The sequence below is a fragment of the Bordetella genomosp. 5 genome (genome assembly GCF_002261475.1).
Taxonomy (GTDB): domain Bacteria; phylum Pseudomonadota; class Gammaproteobacteria; order Burkholderiales; family Burkholderiaceae_B; genus Bordetella.
Genome location: NZ_NEVN01000004.1, coordinates 396,181 through 413,622 on the forward strand (window position 1 = coordinate 396,181; position 17,442 = coordinate 413,622).

Annotated in this window: 16 protein-coding genes; 6 read left to right on the forward strand and 10 right to left on the reverse strand. The window is 66.7% G+C overall.

Annotation, left to right across the window (positions count from 1 at the left end; all coding sequences use genetic code 11):
* The first annotated feature begins 292 nt into the window (after positions 1 to 292).
* Both CEK29_RS08285 and CEK29_RS08290 read left to right on the forward strand, forming a co-directional pair.
* A complete protein-coding gene (locus CEK29_RS08285) occupies positions 293 to 640 on the forward strand; it encodes a helix-turn-helix domain-containing protein (RefSeq protein WP_094857797.1) in 348 nt (115 codons plus the stop codon).
* Between the two features lie 9 nt (positions 641 to 649).
* The gene (locus CEK29_RS08290; RefSeq protein ID WP_094857798.1) at positions 650 to 1,942 is read left to right on the forward strand and encodes a type II toxin-antitoxin system HipA family toxin; all 1,293 of its coding nucleotides are present in this window, start codon (positions 650 to 652) and stop codon (positions 1,940 to 1,942) included.
* Positions 1,943 to 2,014: 72 nt separating this feature from the next.
* Here the strand turns inward: CEK29_RS08290 and CEK29_RS08295 are convergent, their stop codons facing one another.
* Genes CEK29_RS08295 through CEK29_RS08310 form a run of 4 tightly spaced genes read right to left on the reverse strand, consistent with a single transcriptional unit; the run spans position 2,015 to position 6,935 of the window.
* A complete protein-coding gene (locus CEK29_RS08295; protein ID WP_094857799.1) occupies positions 2,015 to 3,079 on the reverse strand; it encodes an NUDIX domain-containing protein in 1,065 nt (354 codons plus the stop codon).
* A gap of 16 nt (positions 3,080 to 3,095) precedes the next feature.
* Positions 3,096 to 4,808, reverse strand: a complete 1,713-nt coding sequence (locus CEK29_RS08300; protein ID WP_094857800.1) for an NAD+ synthase — start codon at positions 4,806 to 4,808, stop codon at positions 3,096 to 3,098.
* 24 nt (positions 4,809 to 4,832) lie between these two features.
* On the reverse strand, positions 4,833 to 6,029 hold the full coding sequence (pncB, locus tag CEK29_RS08305) for a nicotinate phosphoribosyltransferase (protein ID WP_094799111.1): 1,197 nt from the start codon (positions 6,027 to 6,029) through the stop codon (positions 4,833 to 4,835).
* Between the two features lie 15 nt (positions 6,030 to 6,044).
* Positions 6,045 to 6,935, reverse strand: coding sequence for an isochorismatase family protein (locus CEK29_RS08310; protein WP_094857801.1), 891 nt, complete (start codon positions 6,933 to 6,935; stop codon positions 6,045 to 6,047).
* Between the two features lie 150 nt (positions 6,936 to 7,085).
* Here CEK29_RS08310 and CEK29_RS08315 point away from each other — a divergent pair, with 150 nt between their 5' ends.
* Positions 7,086 to 7,778 (forward strand): NUDIX hydrolase, encoded by a 693-nt coding sequence (locus CEK29_RS08315; RefSeq protein ID WP_094857802.1) that lies wholly within the window; start codon positions 7,086 to 7,088, stop codon positions 7,776 to 7,778.
* 40 nt (positions 7,779 to 7,818) lie between these two features.
* On the opposite strand, the gene CEK29_RS08320 is transcribed toward CEK29_RS08315, so the two are convergent.
* Together CEK29_RS08320 and CEK29_RS08325 are read right to left on the reverse strand one after the other, a co-directional pair.
* Positions 7,819 to 8,286: a hypothetical protein gene (locus CEK29_RS08320; protein WP_094857803.1), complete on the reverse strand. Its 468-nt coding sequence runs from the start codon at positions 8,284 to 8,286 to the stop codon at positions 7,819 to 7,821.
* A gap of 180 nt (positions 8,287 to 8,466) precedes the next feature.
* Positions 8,467 to 9,468 carry a cytochrome-c peroxidase gene (locus CEK29_RS08325; RefSeq protein ID WP_094857804.1) on the reverse strand — a complete coding sequence of 334 codons (1,002 nt, stop codon included), beginning with the start codon at positions 9,466 to 9,468 and terminating at the stop codon, positions 8,467 to 8,469.
* A 360-nt stretch (positions 9,469 to 9,828) separates the two neighbouring features.
* Here CEK29_RS08325 and CEK29_RS08330 point away from each other — a divergent pair, with 360 nt between their 5' ends.
* From CEK29_RS08330 to CEK29_RS08340, 3 genes are all read left to right on the forward strand, one after another.
* Positions 9,829 to 11,751 (forward strand): WG repeat-containing protein, encoded by a 1,923-nt coding sequence (locus tag CEK29_RS08330; protein ID WP_176456857.1) that lies wholly within the window; start codon positions 9,829 to 9,831, stop codon positions 11,749 to 11,751.
* A 125-nt stretch (positions 11,752 to 11,876) separates the two neighbouring features.
* Complete coding sequence (locus CEK29_RS08335; protein ID WP_094857806.1) at positions 11,877 to 12,932, forward strand: RNA methyltransferase; 1,056 nt, start codon at positions 11,877 to 11,879, stop codon at positions 12,930 to 12,932.
* A gap of 124 nt (positions 12,933 to 13,056) precedes the next feature.
* Positions 13,057 to 13,806, forward strand: coding sequence for a GntR family transcriptional regulator (locus CEK29_RS08340; protein ID WP_170948405.1), 750 nt, complete (start codon positions 13,057 to 13,059; stop codon positions 13,804 to 13,806).
* A 25-nt stretch (positions 13,807 to 13,831) separates the two neighbouring features.
* On the opposite strand, the gene CEK29_RS08345 is transcribed toward CEK29_RS08340, so the two are convergent.
* The 4 genes from CEK29_RS08345 to CEK29_RS08360 form a co-directional block, all read right to left on the reverse strand.
* A complete protein-coding gene (locus tag CEK29_RS08345) occupies positions 13,832 to 14,803 on the reverse strand; it encodes a Bug family tripartite tricarboxylate transporter substrate binding protein (protein WP_094857807.1) in 972 nt (323 codons plus the stop codon).
* Between the two features lie 26 nt (positions 14,804 to 14,829).
* The gene (locus CEK29_RS08350; RefSeq protein ID WP_094857808.1) at positions 14,830 to 15,585 is read right to left on the reverse strand and encodes an SDR family NAD(P)-dependent oxidoreductase; all 756 of its coding nucleotides are present in this window, start codon (positions 15,583 to 15,585) and stop codon (positions 14,830 to 14,832) included.
* 69 nt (positions 15,586 to 15,654) lie between these two features.
* Positions 15,655 to 16,620, reverse strand: a complete 966-nt coding sequence (locus CEK29_RS08355; RefSeq protein ID WP_094857809.1) for a tripartite tricarboxylate transporter substrate binding protein — start codon at positions 16,618 to 16,620, stop codon at positions 15,655 to 15,657.
* Between the two features lie 44 nt (positions 16,621 to 16,664).
* Positions 16,665 to 17,420: an SDR family NAD(P)-dependent oxidoreductase gene (locus CEK29_RS08360; protein WP_255176100.1), complete on the reverse strand. Its 756-nt coding sequence runs from the start codon at positions 17,418 to 17,420 to the stop codon at positions 16,665 to 16,667.
* Positions 17,421 to 17,442: the final 22 nt, after the last annotated feature.

The following is a 17,442-nucleotide window of genomic DNA, read 5'->3' on the forward strand; positions in this document are numbered from 1 at the left end:
GTGTGCCTGGAGCCTGCCACCGCCGGTGGGGATCTCTGTACCGTAGCAGCCCGCTCGAGCTACGGCCGGCCCTTCCCCGCAGGCATGATTAAAGAAGTATAAATAGGGTTAGTGCGCCATTAATGATGCATTGTGGGGAAACGGCAGCGGCGGGATGAAGGTCGGTGCGGCGCGCGTGGGGCCCACATTGCCCCCTCGTAACCTCGGGGTGCGACCGGCGCGACAAGCCACATTTGCTTCCATTTGGCCTGTTAATTGTTCATTAAGTTGATTTATGTGCTATTAATTAGTCATGAAAAAGAAGCTCAAGCCCTCTTTCGCCACCGAGCTCACGCTTCAGCAGATCGGGCAGAACATCCGCACGGCGCGTCTGCGCCGCGGCGAGACGGAATCCGCGCTGGCCGACAGCCTGGGTGTGGCACGCGCGACGATCGCGCGGCTCGAGCGCGGCGACGGCGGCGTCTCGGCCGCGCTCTTGCTCGAAGCCCTGGGCCATTACGGCTTCGGTGCGCAGACCGAGGGGCTCGGTGATCCCGACACCGACGGCGTCGGCAAACGGCTCGAAGCGCAGCGCCGCCCCGAGCGCGGTTCGCGCCGCGCGGCGGGCACGCGCCGGCCCGTCGATCCGCGGCTGCTGTAGGCGGCACCCATGGCAAGCCGCAAGGACAAGCCCGTCGAGAGTCCGCTCTTCGTCTACGTGGATATCGCGGGCGAGGCAGTGCTTGCCGGAGTCCTGAGCCTCGATGATTCCGACGAGGAGAGCTTCTACGCGGAGTTCACCTATGTCGAATCCTATGTGCGAGACCCGCGCGGCTTTTCGCTCGACCCCATCAATCTGCCGCTCGCCGACTCGCGCACCACGTTTCGCACCACCAGCCGCTACGAGGTCCTGGGCGCGATCTTCGATGCCGCGCCCGACGCCTGGGGGCGCAACGTCATGGCGGTCGACACGGGCGCGCGCGTGTCCGAGGATCAGGTGCTGCTGAAGGGGCGGGGCATGGGCGTGGGCGCGCTGTTCTTCAGCGCGGTCCAGCTCACACCCAACATGCGCAAGACCTACCGCCTGCCCGAAATGACCGAGCTCGAGACGCTTGGCAGCCTGCTGGCCGATGTCGATCAGGGCATCAAGCCCAAGAAGCTGTATCGCGATCTGCTCGGCAGCTCGTGGGATATCGGCGGCGCGCGTCCCAAGACCATCGTGCGCGACGCGGAGGGCGAGATGTGGATCGCCAAGTTTCCGCGCCGCGGCGACAGCTACGACCGGCAGCGGGTGGAGTTCGCCAACCTCCGGATGGCGAGCGCGATCGGTCTCACGGTGCCTGAAATCAGGCTCGAAGAGACGCCTTTGGGCGCCGTGCTGCTGACGCACCGGTTCGACCGCTACCGCGTGCGACCCGACGTGGCGGGCGCGCCGGTCGTGGCACGGCGGCACTTCCTGAGCGGCGCGTCGCTCATCAGTCCGTCGGTCTCGATCGGCAAGCGCGAACTCGACGGCACTCGCGGACGCGCCACCTTCTCGTATGGCCGCCTGGCCGATGTCGTGCGCCGCATCTCCTCGAATCCGGTCCGCGACCTTAAGGAGCTGTATGCGCGCATGGCGCTCAACGTGGCCGTCCACAACACCGACGACCATCTGAAAAACTTCGGCTTCGTCAAAGACGACGGCGCGGAAACCTACCGACTCTCGCCGCTCTTCGACGTCGTCACGCAGGAGGGCTCGGCAAAGCACTACCTGCACGTGGGCACGCTGGGACGCGAGAGCACCTTCGATAACGTGCTGAGCGACTACCGCCGCTTCGGCCTGCGCTCGGAGGCGGCCGCGGCCTCGATCGTGGACCGCGTGCGCGCCGTGGTGGCCGAGCGCCGCACGTATTACGAGGCGGCGGGCCTGTCGCCGATCGAGATCGAGCGCCTGGAAGCAACGCTGACCGCCTGGCATTGAAACTGATGCAGCCCCACATGGAATGTGGCCGCTTCGTACCGTCGTCGGTCGGCGGCCACCCAGCCCGACGCCTTACGCGTGCGCCGGCACGATCGTGGCCTGCGAGCTCAGGATCCCGAGGAACCGATCGAGGATCAGCGCGTGATCCTCGAACAGCTGGTCGACCATGCCGGGCAGTTCCGATACCGGCACCCAGCGCGCCTCCTTCGCGTCGTCCGCACCCTTCACCTCGGGCAGGCGCTCGCTCTTCAACGCAAAGTAAAACGCCTGCGTGATGAGGCGGCCGCGCGGACTGCGGCCGGGGTTGTCGAAGATCGCCTGGTCCTTGAGCGCGTGCTCCATCACGGACGAGGGCAGCTCAAAAAGGGTTTCTTCGCCGAGCTCGCGTACCGCTCCGTCGAACCAGCGCTCGTCCTTGTCCAGAAAGCCGCCGGGCAGGGCCCACTGGCCGCGGCCGATGATGTTGGCCCGTTTGATGAGCAGCACGTGGTCGGCGGCCCGCACCACCGCGTCCGCCGTGAGGTACACGGGGGCGGTGTACTTCAGGCGGTAGGCCTTCACGGCCAGATGCTCGTCGCGGCAGGCGGCATAGACGGGCAGCTCGGCCCAGGCACGCAGGTAGTCGAGCACGCCTTCGTGCAGATAGGGGCGCAACACATCCAGCGATGCCGCGACAGACGCGTCGCTGAAGTACACGTCGCGCAGACCGGTCGCGTCCACGTCGCGCGTGCTGCCCGCGTCCACGAAGGTCCACGACTTGAACTGCGGCAGGGTCAGGTAGTAACTGGAAGGGTCCTTTTGGTAGCCGACCAGGCAGACCGGCGTCTGGCCATGGATCTCGATGACGGCGGCCTGCACCGCATCGGCCCAGCGCTTGTCATTGCCGTAGTCCTGCACCATCACGAAGCTCACGCGCTGGCGCTGCTCGGTGCTCAGCATGCTTTCCAGCATGGCCTGGCGCTCGCCTTCGGTGAACGGATTCTTGGGATTACGCGAGCGGTGCGCGGAGCCGATCACGATGCTCACACGTTGCGCCACCGCCAGCGCGCGCTGGATCAGGTCGAAATGCGCCAGGTGGGGAAGCTGCCAACGGCCGATCACGACGGCGGCGGCGTACTGCGGGGTGTCGGGGGTCATTCGGATCTCCGTGGATTCAGTATTGCCGCGCGGTAATCGGCACTTGCCGGCCGGTGCCGAAGGCGCGAGCGCGCACGCGGATGATGGGCGGGGCCTGGCGCCGCTTGTATTCGCTGCGAGCGATCAGCTGCTTGACCCTGGCGATCGTCGCGCGGCCCTCGGCCGTCTCGCCGAGCGCCTGCACGACGGCATGGGCGTGATCGTGCTCGTCGGCCTCGAGCAGGGAGCCTTCGATGAGCACCTTGAGGATCTCATCGAGCACCTCGTACGGCGGCAACGAGTCAGAGTCTTTCTGGTCGGGCGCCAGCTCGGCCGAGGGCGCCTTGTCGATGATGGCCTGCGGGATCAATTCACGACCCGCGGTGCTGTTGATGTGGCGCGACAGGGCGAAGACCTCGGTCTTGTACAGATCACCCAGCAAGCCCAGACCGCCGTTCGTGTCGCCATAGAGCGTGCAGTAGCCCACCGACAGCTCCGACTTGTTGCCGGTCGTGAGCACCAGCGGACCGAACTGGTTGGAGTAGGTCATGAGCAGCGTGCCGCGCACCCGCGCCTGGAGGTTTTCCAGTGCCAGCCCGGCGGGCTCGGCGCCGACGCTGCTTTGCCCCAGCGTGCCCGCGAACGCCGACACGATGGATTTGATGGCGACCTCGTGCAGCGTGACGCCGAGGTTGCGGCACAACGCCACCGAGTCGGCCACGCTACCCTCGCTGGAATAGACCGACGGCATGGTGATCGCGGTCACGTTGGCCGGACCGAGCGCCTCGGCGGCCAGCGCCAGCGTCAGGGCGGAGTCGATCCCGCCCGACGAGCCGACCACCACCTGCGTGAAGCCGCAGCGGCGGGCGTAATCGCGCAGGCCCAGCACGATCTGCTGGCGATAGAACTCTATGTCCGTCAGCCCTGCGGCGGGCACCCCGCTCAATGCCACGCCGCGTGCATTGCGAAAGCTGCGCGAGCCCCGGTCGAAGATCAGCGTGCTCGTGTCTTCGGCGAAGCGCTTGCCCTCGAACACGATGGCGCCCGTGGCATCGGCCGCAAACGAAGCGCCATCGAACACGAGCTGATCCTGCCCGCCGACCTGCGCCACATACAGCAGCGGCAGCGCGTGGCGCGCGCAGGCCTTGGCCATGACGTCGTGGCGCCGCCGGCGCTTGCCTTTGTCGCTCGGGCTGGCGTTGATCGAGATCACCAGATCGGGGGCGGCGTCGGCCAGACGCTGAAACGGATTCACCGGGTAGTCCTGCCCGTCGTCGTTCCAGGCGTCTTCGCAGATCAGGAACCCGACCGACACCCCCTGCACCCGCAGCACCCTGGCCGTGTCGGCGCCGGGTTCGAAGTGGCGGTGTTCGTTGAACACGCCATAGGTGGGCAGCAACTGCTTGTGATAGGTAAGCACCGCCTCGCCGTTGCGCAACACCTGCAGCGCGTTGAAGTAGCGGCGCTCGCTGGCGGGCAGCGGCAGGCCGACCACCCAGTGCAGGCCGGGCGTCTGGCGGCTGGCGGCGATGAGCGTACCGTGCGCGGTGCGCAGACGCTCCTGGAAGGCGGGGTCGTCGAGCAGATCGCCGGGCGAGTAGCCCGTCAGCGAGAGCTCCGGAAATACGACCAGGTGCGCGCCGGCGGCCTCGGCCTTGCGGGCGGCCGCCAGCATCAGGGCGATGTTGCCATCGAGATCCCCGGCGGTAGGGTTGATCTGGCCTAACGTGACGGTGAGAGAGTTCTGCATACAACGGCTCTGCTGAAAAGGGGCTCAGTCTTCGGTGCGGTTGAAGACACTGCGCAGGTACGCCAGGAAGGTCGGGTCGTCGCACAGCGTTTTGCCCGGCGTGTCGGCAAGCTTCGCCACCGGCTGGTCATTGCAGCGCACCAGCTTCATCACGATGTTCAGCGGCTTCGGGCCTACATCGTTGGTCAGGTTGGTGCCGATGCCGAAACCCAGCTGCACGCGGTCGCCAAACTGCCGATAGAGTTCCAGCGCCTTCGGGATGTCCAGACCATCGGAGAAGGTGAGGCGCTTGTTGTGCGCATCGATGCGGAGCTTGGCGTAGTGCGCCAAGGCCTTTTCGCCCCAGACGCCCGGGTCGCCGGAATCGTGGCGCAGGCCATCGAACAGCTTGGCGAAGTACAGGTCGAAATCCGCCAGAAATGCGTCCATGCCGACCACGTCGGTGAGGGCGGTGCCCAGATCGCCGCGGTACTCCTGCACCCAGGCCTCGAGCGCGGCCTTCTGCGACAGCTTGAGTTGCACGCCCACGGCCTGGAAGGTCTGCAGGTATTCGTGCGCCATGGTGCCGATCGGCACGAGACCGTACTTCTTGGCCAGGTAGACATTCGAGGTGCCCTTGAAGAACTGCGGCACGCGCGCCTTCAACGTGGACACCACCTCGTCGTGCCAGGCGCCGCTGTAGCGGCGGCGCACGCCGAAGTCGAAGAACTCGAAGGGGTGCCGCAGCGCCGGCTGGCACGAGGCGTCGACGAGCATGCCGATCTTCGCCTCGAGCCGCGCCCGGCCCTCGGCGAGATCGACCTCGCCCAGCGTGCGGAAATACAGCTCGTTGACGATCGCCAGCACGTAGATCTCGAACGGCATCACGTGAATCTGCGGCCCCTCCGCCTCGATGACCAGCTCGTCGCCCTCGGCGCGCGCCGAGATGAAGCCGCGGTTGAGCTGGAAGATGCGCAGAAACTGGATGAAATCCGGCTTGATGAAGCGCAGGCTGCCCACGTAGTCGAGCTCATCGGGCGAGAAGCGCAGGTTGCACAGCCAGTCGAGCTGGCGATTCACTTCGTCGGCCAGGGTGGCGAGCGGGTAGGCCGTTACGCTGCGGCAGACGAACCGGTACCTGGCCGTGTTCGTCGGAAAGCGGTGCAGCAGCGCCTGCCACATCGTGAATTTGTAGAGATCGGTCTCGAGCAGCGAGTTGATGATGGGACGAAAGGTGGTCATGGTCGGCACTCCGATTCAGTTGGCGCGCAGGCGTTGCAAGGCTTGCGCGGCGGTGAGCGTTTCGCAGCCGGCGGCGCGCGCACGGTCCAGGAACGCATCGGCCTGCGCGCCGAAGCCGGCGACCGGGCTCATGCAGTCGGTGATGAGCACGATGCCCTTGCCGGAATTGCGATAGCGGATGAGCTGGTCGACGCTGGCGGAGACGCAGTGGCTCGAGGCTTCGCCGGCCACGTAGAGCGTGTCCACGCCCTCGGTCAGACCCTGCGCCAGCGCCGTATCGAACTGCGTCGACGGCACTTCGTCCAGCGGCGTTTCGGCTTCGAACGCGCCGTAGTGCTCGGTAAGGAAGTACTCGCCCTTGTGCGCCTTGATGACGGGCGCGTCGGCGCCGCGTTCCCATTGGGCCAGCGCGTCGGCCACCGAACGGTGAATGTTGGCGCCCCAGGTGCCGGCCACGCAGTGCACCGGCCAGACCATCAGCGTGTAGCGGCCCGCCGCTTCGAGCCGGCCAAGCAGCTCGATCACGCGCGCCGACAGCGGCTTGCCGCTCAGGGGCTCGATCCGTTCGCCATTGACGGGCAGGTACTTGCCGGCCGCCACGTCGGCAGCGGTGATCGGGGTGAACGGCGCCACCTCCTTGCCCGCGGCGTCTTGCCAGAAGGTGGTGCGCTCGATGGCGACGAAGGGGTGCCAGTCGAGGGTGACGGTGATGCCGGCCAGCGCGCGGCCCGCCTGCGTGATGAAATCCGCCGTGCGCAGCATATCGGAGTGGGCGCCGCTCACGGGCAGCGCCGGCGTCTCGGTGACCTCGCCGGCCTGACCGCCCAGGGTGGGCAGCAGCTCCGCGGGAATATCGCAGAAGTCGTTCTGCGGGTCGATGACGAGGAGTTTGGCGGTGCGGGTCATGATGCGGTCTCCGATATGTTGCGTGCTGGTTCCCACTATACGCCGGCTTAAGGCAAAAACGCCGTAAGTAATTGATGCTGGATGTTGCCGGAACCGCTGAAGACATTGGCAGGCGGGGAGATACTTACGGCGATTTCGCTATAATGGCGCATGGCCCATGAAAACCCCCGCCCGCTTCTGATGGTCGACGTGGTCCTCCTGACGCTGCTCGAGGAGGCGCTGCATGTCGGCCTGGTGCGGCGCACGCAAGAGAGCGAACCTTACTTTGGGGCGTGGGGATTGCCGGGCGGGTTCATCCGTCCGGAGCAGGATCTCGACGCGATGGACACCGCCCGCCGCGTGCTCGCCACCAAGGCGGCGGTAGAGAGCCCGTATCTCGAGCAGCTGGCCACCTTCACCGGCGCGTCGCGCGATCCGCGCGGCTGGTCGGCGTCGATCGCCTACTACGCGCTGGTGCCGTCTCACATCGCGCCGGACAACAACGCTCATTTCGCCTGGACGCGCGTGGATGAGGCGCTGTCGCGCACCTTGCCGTTCGACCACACCACGATTCTGCGCGCCGCGGTCGAACGCGTGCGCTCCAAGACCAGCTACTCCGCGCTGCCGGTGCACCTGATGCCGGATACCTTCACGATGTCGGAGCTGCGGGCGGTCTACGAGCAGCTGTTGGGCGGCCGTCTGGAGCCCCGCGGCTTCATTCGCCGCATCGACGAGCTCGACATCCTCGAAGAAACCGGCGACACCAAGACCGAAGGCCATCGGCCCGCCCGGGTATACCGCGTGCGCTCCGGCAAGGAAGCGGTTCAGCTCGAGCCGTCGCTGGCACCTCGGCCCAAACGCTAGGGCGCTACCCCGGCAGGTGCCGCCGCGCCGCGTGCCGCATTCACTCGGATGAGCCGCGCCGCCGCGGGCGCGTCACGCGACGCCACACGGCGCGTGCCGCGCACCGCAACACCACGGCCGCCAGCGCAATGGGCACCACCATGTCCAGCTGCGCGAGGAACAATTCCCGCGTCGCTTCGCCCGGCGCCCAGGTATTGCCGAACACCTGGGGCGAGGGTGGTCCGAGATACAGCGCGAGCAGCGCCGCGATGAAAAACGCCGCGGCACGCAGCGATTCGGATGCGCGCACCCGTGCGAACCGCTCCAACGCCAGCAGCGCCAACAGGCCGCCCGTGCCCGCGAGTGCCGCGTCCGCATAGAAGTCGCTGGCCTCGTACATGTACGGCGCGACGGGGGCGGCCCAGCCGTAAGCACCGGTCGTCAGCACGGACGTCAGGCAGGCGCCGAACAGCGCCGCCGACGCGGCGAGGATGAGAAGGTCGAGGATGCGGGCGAGCAACACGGGCATGGGGGTCGGTCGGCGTAGGGCTGGCGGCGAAGCATGCCACATGCGCTCGATCTTGGCTGTTGCGGGCGACCGGCAGCGGGGCTTGCCCGCCGCCGGTCACCCGCCGCCAGCCGCTGCCCCCGCGCGCGATGTGCGGGGGGCGCTGCGCTGGCGCGCGCACATCCGTGCGCGCCGCGCCTCTTATTTCACGAACGGTTCCGGACGCGGCGTGTCGTCTTCCGACGGCGGCAGCACCGGGTACTGGATAACCGGTTGATCGCCCGTGAGGGTTTTCAGGAACGCCACGATCTGCCCGTTTTCTTCGTCGGTGAACGTGCGCCCCAATTGCAGGCGGCCCATCACGTCGACGGCCTGCGTGAGCGTGGCTGCCTCGCCGTCATGGAAGTACGGGTAGGTCAGGGCCACGTTGCGCAGTGTCGGCACCTTGAAGTTGAAGCGGTCGGCGTCCTGACCCGTCACGCCGGCTCGACCCTCCGCCTTGTTGTCGGTGACATACGGCGAAACCAGGCCCATTTTCTGGAACGAGTTGCCGCCGACCGCGGCACCGTTGTGACAGGCCACGCAACCGCTGTTCTTGAACAGCTCATAGCCGGCGAGCTCGCGCACGGTAAGCGCGTTCTTGTCACCCTTGAGCCACTTGTCGAAGCGAGAGTTCGGCGTGACCAGCGTTTCCTCGAACGCGGCCAACGCGCTGGTCACCTCGTCGATCGTGATGCCATCCTTGCCGAACACGCGCTTGAACTCCGACCGGTAGCCCGGAATGGAGTTGAGCACCTGCACCGCCACCTCATGAGAGGAGGCCATCTCCGCCGGATTCGCGATCGGGCCGCCGGCTTGCTCGCGCAGATCCTTGGCGCGCCCATCCCAGAACTGGGCGATGTTCAGGCTCGAGTTGAGCACGGTGGGTGAATTGATGCCGCCCATCTGCCACTGGTGGCCGATCGACGCCTTGAGGTTATCGGAGCCGCCCATGGCCAGGTTGTGGCAGGAATTACAGGAGATCGCGCCGGACCGCGACAGACGGGGATCGAAGAACAGCATTTTGCCCAGCTCGACCTTCGCGGGCTCTTTGATCACGACGGGCTCGATCGGCTGGATGGGCTCTTGCGATGCGCTCATGGCCTGACCCGCCCACAAGGCCAATACGATGCCCACACCCCACGACACACTGTGCTTTCTCATCGACTTCTCCTCTAAACACCTTGACGGCACAGGGTCATTACAGCGAGCGCGGCGCGCCGGCCGCTTGCGCCGCATCAAGGCATTCGAGTCCAGGACGCGCGCGCGAGCGGATCCTTGACGATGCGCAAAGGGGAGGGCAGATCGCCTCGTACAGGGCCACTATCGGACGAGTGCGTTCCGGCGGCGCGGGCGGTCGGCAGCGTGCCGCGGCGTTCGTCGCCAAGCCGTCTTCATGGCCTCACTACAATCACGGGCGCCTGCACGGGAAAGCGCGAGCCGGATCATCCGGCCGAACCCTGTCAGGCCGCCGTTGAAACGCAAGACCCGACGCCCGTGGCGTCCGCAACACCAAGGAAAAAAATGGGCAATCGCGCCTGGCTGTATCTGCAATCCGACTCGACCGAGGACACGCCGCCCACGGAAGTCGCCAGCGCGAACGGGAACCTGCCCACGCTCTGGCAGGTCCTGCTGGCGAGCGGTGCTGAGGCCCTGCCTGTCGATGCCCAGGACATCATGGACGAGGGCGGCGCGGCCGGTGTCGCCAGCGATGCGCGCGCCGCGTACGACCGCCTGGGCGAGCTGGCCGCGTTTCTGTCGCGGCACGCGGGCCGCGAGGACGCGCCGCTCTGCTTGCAGCTCGACGCCGCCGTCCGGTATCTGGCGGGTTTGATCGACGAGCACGACGAGACCGAGGCGCTGCGGTTCAGCGCAAACCTGAACGAGCTCTCATGGCTGCATGGCGATGGCGCCCACGCCTATGCGGCGCATGTAAACCGCACGAGCAATGCGCTCTGGGCTGCCTTGCAGCGGGGGATGGGTGCCGACGACGTGGCCGGCGTGTTCGCGTTGCTGTGCGTCCAGGATGCCGACGACGACCCGGGCTGGGCCTGGACCTTCGGCTTCGGCGGGCTCTCGCATCCTTACTTCCACGAGCAGGAGCCGGTGCGTAGCGTCAGCTTCGAGGACTTCGACGCGGAGGACGGGCAGGAAGAGGGCGAGTGGCTGGGCGGCAGGCGCTACACCTTTTGCGTGGACGGGCGCTGGGGGCTGCGCGCGCTCGACGACGCCGGTGCCGAATCCGAGGACGAATGCTGGCGCACCCTGTTGCAACCGGAATGGGACGCCATCTGGTCCGGTGACGCGACGGATAAAGGTGTGCTGTGGATGCGCCGCGAGGGGCTGATCGGGCTGCTGCACGCCGACGACCAGCGCGTGCGGGTGCTCATCGAGCCGCGTTTCGACGCCGTGTGGGATTTCTCGGAAGACATCGCGAGCGTCGAATCCGGCGGCAAGGTCGGGCTGGTCGCGGCGGATGGCCGCGTGGTGATGGCGCCCGTGTTGGACGAGGCCTGGCGCTGCGCCCAGGGTCTCGTGATCGCGCTCGTCGGCGACCTGATGGGCTATGTCGGCAAGGACGGACAATGGGCCATCACGCCGCGCTTCGAGGACGCGGGGTCGTTCCAGCCCGGCGGACTGGCGCCCGCTTACGAGAACGAGGCGTGGGGGCTCATCGATCGCCAGGGCGCGTGGGTGGTCGCGCCCACCTGGCAAGAGATCTTCTGGGAAGAAGAGCTGCACGCGTATGTGGTGCAACGCGACGCGCTGAACGGCGTGGTCGACGCGGCGGGACGTCTGGTGCTCGACGCCTGCCACGTCGGCGTGTCGGCCCTGGACACCGAGACCGATCTGGCCGAACAATGGGATCGTGGCGTGATGCGGATCAACGTGCTGACCACCGACGAGCGCCGCGGCGTCGTCGATGGCGCGGGCGAGGTGTTGGTACCCCTGGTATACGCCGACGTCGGCGAGGTGACCTGGTTGCCCTCGCGTCTGCCCGGCGTTCCCGAACCCGCGCCGTCGGGCCAGGCGGCTCGCTACGTGCGCGTGCTCGCCGCCGCGGCAGGCGACGACATGGCCGGGTCCGAGGGCGTCTACGACTGCACGCGGGGCCGCGAAGTGCTGCCCTGCGCGTACGTCCTTACGTTCGGGCTGGCCTGGAACGACGGCTACGGCTGGCTCGTGCTTCAGGCGCCCGACGACGCATGCGCGCACAGCGAGGACGGCCTGCTGGTCGGTGTCGCGCATCCGGACGGCGCGTGGCTGCACGCGCCGGTCTATGCCTGGATCGGCGCGCCCGCATCGCTGCAGACGGCCGCGGGGATCTACAACGGCCCGCCCGCGCTGGTGCGGCGTTGGAACGAAGGCCTGCCGGTCGCCGCCGTGCGCGGCGACACGGGCGAGCAGGTGCTGCTGCATCCGGACGGCCGGGAGACGGCTGCCTGAAGACGTGTGGCCCAACGTCTGGCGCCAGGCCTGGCGCCTATTCGAGCACCTGCCCTGGCGCGTGCAGCCTCCGTGGCCCGCGTCGGGCCGGGCCCGTGGCGCGACCAGAGTAAAATCCGCTCCCCATGCGCTTCTCCGATCTCGACCAACGCCTCACCGCCCTCGGCGCCCGGCCCGTTCATCGCGGCCGGGTCGTGCGCGTCTGGCTGAACGGTCAGGCGCTCGACACGGGCACCCGGCGCAGACATTCCGATGATTTCCTCCCGCTCTCGCTGCGTGAGGGCCTGCCCGGCGTGACCGCCGAACTCGACGGCCTGGCGCGCATCCGCTCCGAACACGCCGGCGACGACGGCTCGCGCCTGCTGGTGGAGCTGGCCGACGGCCAGATGGTGGAAAGCGTGCTGCTGCCGCGCGACGGCCTCTGTGTGTCGACCCAGGTCGGCTGTGCGGTCGGCTGTCGTTTCTGCATGACCGGCAAGAGCGGCCTGCTGCGTCAGGTGTCGAGCATGGAGATCCTGGCGCAGGTGGTGCTCGCGCGCCGCCAGCGCGCCGTGAAGAAGGTCGTCTTCATGGGCATGGGCGAGCCCGCGCACAACCTGGAAAACGTGCTCGAGGCCATCGATCTGCTCGGCACCGAGGGCGGCATCGGCCACAAGAACCTCGTGTTCTCCACCGTGGGCGATCACCGTGTGTTCGATGCCCTGCCGCAGCAGCGCATCAAGCCCGCGCTCGCGCTCTCGCTGCACACGACCAAGGCCGAGCTGCGCGAACACCTGCTGCCGCGCGCACCCCGGATCGCGCCTGACGAGCTCATCGCGCTCGGCGAGAAATACGCGCGCGACACCGGCTACCCGATCCAGTATCAGTGGACGCTGCTCAAGGGCATCAACGACGGCAACGACGAGCTCGACGCCGTCCTGCGCCTGCTCAAGGGCAAGTACGGCGTGCTCAACGTCATCCCGTTCAACAGCCTCGAGGGCGACGACTACCAGCGCCCCGATCCCGAACGCATCCGCGACATCGTGCGATACCTGCACCAGGGCGGCGTGTTGGCCAAGGTGCGAAACAGCGCGGGCCAGGACGTGGATGCCGGCTGTGGTCAGCTGCGGGCGCGCGCGGTCGGGGCGGAGCAGGTAGTCGCGTTGCGCCGTCAGCGCACCGTGCGCGTGAACGCGGCGTAAGCCGGCTTTCTACCGTATCGATGGCGCATGCCGGCCGGCACGCGACGGCTGATCGGCGCGCATCAACAGGGCGACGTTAGGTTATAAAATGACGACCGGAATTGATCCGGGGGCCTGTGCCGCCATGTCCAAAGTCAACCACACCGATACCGTCAGGGAAACGCTGATCGCCAAACTCACGTATGGCGAGTACATGCCTGGCCACACGTTCAAGCTGCGCGAGCTGCTCGAAGACCCGGCGTTCCAGGGCATGAGCCAAACCCCGATCCGCGAGGCGCTGCTGCAGCTGGTGGCCAAGGATATCCTGATCGGTCAACGCGGCTTCAGCGTGCGCGTCCCGATTCCGTCCGTCGAGCACCTGACCGAAGTGCGTGCGATCCGTACCAAGCTGGAGGTGATGGCGGCGCTGCAGACGCTCGACGCCTGGACGCCCCGGCAGATCGCGCAGCTCGAGAGCCTGCACGTGGCGCTGGTAAAGGCCAAGGCGCGCGGCGATGCGCGGAGCCAGCTCAAGCAGAATGCCCTGTTCCATATGGCCTTGTGCCGTGTGGAAGAGAAGTCGTACCTCAAGACCATGATCCAGACGCTCTGGGCCATCACGGGGCCGAGCGTGGGGTTTCTCTACGAGAAGGGCTCGCCGGCCATCTTCAGCGGCACGCATCCGCACGAGGATATGCTCGAGGCCCTGCGAACCCGCGACGCGGCGCTACTCGAGAGCGCGCTGATCCGGGACCTGTCCGGATCGGGCACGAAGATCATCGAGGTACTGCACCAGAAGCTCAGCCCCGAGGCGCTGACCGTGCAGCCTTTCAAGAAGATGGAGCTGGTGCGTGCGCGCCAGCGCGCCGGGCGTCAGTTGCAGCAACTGGGCTAGCCCGGCCCGAGGCCGGCGGCAGGGTTCAGAGATTGGTGGGAATGTTGGCGGCCTTGATCGCCTGGCCCATGAACTCGCGGCCGTCGACCAGCATCTTGTGATACTCGGCGCCATCGACGGCCACGGGCTCCATGCCGCCCAGCACAAAGACCTTCGTGGTTTCCGGCGACTTCAGCGCCTGGATGGCGACGCGCTCGAGCTTGTCGCGCACGGCCGGATCCACGCCTTTGGGAAAGGCCAGGCCCAGCCACGAGTCCACCTCGACGTCATAGCCCTGTTCCTTCATCGTCGGGATATCGGGCAGCTCGGTCCAGCGCATCGGGCTCGCGCTCGCCAGCATACGCATCTTTCCTGCATTGACGTGCGGCATGATGTCGGAGGGGTTCTGCACGATGACATCGACCTGGCGGCTCAGCAGCGCGGACACCGTTTCGGCACCCGACTTGTAGCTGACCTGTTCGAAAGTGCCGCCCGTTTTACGACCCAGCTCGTACATCGCGATGTTGTTTGGCGCCGACGGAGCGCCGAAGAAGACGCCTTTGCCTTTCTTGCTGGCCTCGACCAGATCGTCCAGGGTCTTGTACGGCGAATCGGCGAGCACCGCCACGCCATACTTGAATCGCCCGACCCCCGCCACGAAGTCGAAGCTGTCGGCCGTGTAGTCGACCTTCATCAGATGCGGCGTGATGGAAATGGTCGAGTACGTCACGATGCCGAACGTGTAGCCATCGGGCTTTTGCCGCGCCAGCTGCGATACGCCCAGCGTGCCCTGTGCGCCGGCGCGATTCTGGATCACGACCGGCTTGTCCAGGATGGCCTCCATGCCCCGGGCCAGCCCGCGGGCGGCGACGTCGGTGTTGCCGCCCGCGCCGTAGTTCACGTACATGTTCAGCTCACGCGCAGGGTAGTCGGCGGCTTGCTGGGCGCCGGCCGCGAACGATGCCAGCGTGGCGCCGATCGCGGTCGCCAACGCCACGATGATTCTATTTGTCGTCATGGTTGTCTCCTTGGTGGGTGGTGGCGTCAGGACATGAAGACGCCACCGTTGATGTCCAGGCATGCGCCGGTCGTGAAGGCCGCGGCCTCGGCGCACAGCATGGCAACCGCGTAGGCAACCTCTTCAGGTTGTCCGATGCGGCCGACAGGGATGGCGCTGGCGAGGCGCGCGTTGAGCTCCGCGCCGCCCTGCATCGCCATGTCGGTCTGCACGCGGCCGGGTGCGATCGCGTTGCAGGTGATGCCGTAGGGCGCCATCTCGAGCGCGACAGCACGGGTCCAGGCAAGCAGCGCCGCCTTGCTCATCATGTAGGTCGGACCCGAGACCGCGCTTTTGCTGCGTCCGGCCAGCGAGGCGATGTTGACGATGCGGCCCCAGCGACGCTCCCGCATGCGAGGCAGAACGTGTTGCGCGAGCAACATGGGCGCCAGTGCATTGACACGCATGGTGTCGTCGAACTCGGCGGCCGTCGCCGTCAGCACGCCGTTGGAGAGGCCGCGCGGGTTCTTCAGGCTGACGCCGGCGTTGTTCACCAGGATGTCGATATCGCCGAGATCGCTGGCCAGCTTGTTTACGAAGGGGCCGAACGTATCGGGTTGCGTCATGTCGAGCGACATCACATGAGCCCGGCTCGACAGGGCCTCGGGGATGTCGCCATGCACGCGGCCGGAGCGGCCGGTCAGCACGACGATATGACCCTGGCGCAGCAGTTCGATGCCGCTGGCCAGCCCGATGCCGCGGGTGCCGCCGGTGATGAGCGCCAGCTTGCCTGAGGAATGCATGTTGCGTGTCTCCGCGGTGAAGTAGGGTGCGGCGGCAGGCTTGCCGCCGCGGGCTGCCGTGACGCCGGTTCAGTTCAGCATCGGGATGTTCATTTCTTTGATGAACACGCCCATGTTCACGTAACCGTCGCGCAGCTTCTGCGCGAAGGCCGGGCCGTCGACCTGATTGACGTACATGTGCTGGGTTTTCATGAACTCCACGTATTGCGGATTGGCCAGGATCTTCAGCGTGGCGGCCTGCAGCTTTCTGCCGATGTCCGCCGGAATTCCCTTGGGCGCTGCGAGGCCCAGGCTGCTGTAGACCTGCACGTCATAGCCCTGTTCGCGCGCCGTAGGCACGCTCTCCTGGCCTGCGATGCGCTGTTCTGTCATGGAGGCGATCAGGCGCAACTGGCCGGACTGCACCAGCGGCAGAAGGTCTTGCGGGTTTTGCAGCGCGGACTCCACATGGCCGCCCGCGGCCGCCGTCGCGGCCTCGAGGCCGGACTTGTAGTTCACCTCCTCGAAGGTGCCGCCGGTGGTCCTCTTCAGCGTGGCATACGGGATGTTGTTCGGCGCACCCGTCACGCCATAGGTGATGCCCTTCGGCTTCTTGCTGGCGGCGATGTAGTCGTCCATGTTCTTGATGGGCGAGGAGCTGGGCACCACCAGCCCATAGGAAAACGTGCCGATCTCGCCGAAGTAGGTGAAGTCGTCCACCGTAAAGGGAGGCTTGGACATGCGCTGCGCGGTATAGGTCAGGGCGTTGTAGCCGGCTACACCGAGCGAGTAGCCATCGGGTTTGGCCTTGGCCAGGTGGCTCATTTGCAGCGTGCCCTGCGCGCCGGGGCGGTTGACCACCACAATGGGCTGACCCAGCTCTTTTTCGAGAAAGGTCGCGAACTTGCGTGCCATGACGTCGGTGGCGCCGCCCGCGCCATACGGCACGCTGAGTTCGATGGACCGGATGGGATACGCGGTTTGCGCCTGCGCCGACACGCTGAAGCCGCCAAGGATGGCGATCGCTGCGATCGGGCCGATGGCTTTGTGTTTCATGTTTGTCTCCTTTTTTATGGTGCTGCGGGTGGTACCGCCCTGTGCTACTGCATGAACAAACCTCCATTGACGTCGAGTACGGCGCCGGAGATGAAATCACCCGACGGCGCGCAGAAGAAGGCAATGGCTTTGGCGACCTCTTCGGGTGTGCCCATGCGGCGCAGCGGTGTGCTGCTGTTCAGGCGTGCCGTGACTTCCGCGCCCGCGGAGGCCGTCATGGGCGAGGCGATGCGGCCCGGCGTCACCGCGTTGCACGTGATGCCATAGGGGCCGAGCTCTTCGGCGGCGTAGCGCGTCAGGCCGAGCACGGCGGTCTTGGTGCAGACGTACGCCACGCCAGGCACGGTTGAGCGGGTGCGCGCGGCCTGCGAAGACAGATTGACGATCCTGCCCCATTCCTGGCCCATCATGTCCGGGGCGGTCTTCTGGATCAGCGTGAGCAGCGACGTGAGGTTGATGTCCACCACGCTTTTCCACTCCTGCGCCGAGACGTCCAGGATTCCGCGGCCCGTGCCATCCGGTGTTTTCGGCGAAATGCCGGCATTGTTGATGAGGACGGAGATCCCGCCCCATCTGTCGCGCACCTCGGCCAGTGCCGCGTCGATCCGGCTCGCGTCGGTGACATCCACGGTCTGAGTCATGACGCGCTCTTTGTCGTTCTCCAGCTCCGCCGGAAATTGTCCGGCGACATCCCACATCACCACCCTGAAGCCGCTGGCATGCAGCTCCCTGGCCGTCGCCGCGCCGATCCCGCCGGCGGCGCCGGTGACCAGCGCGACCTTGAACTTGTCGTGGCCCATCATTGCTCCTGGAAATAGCGAT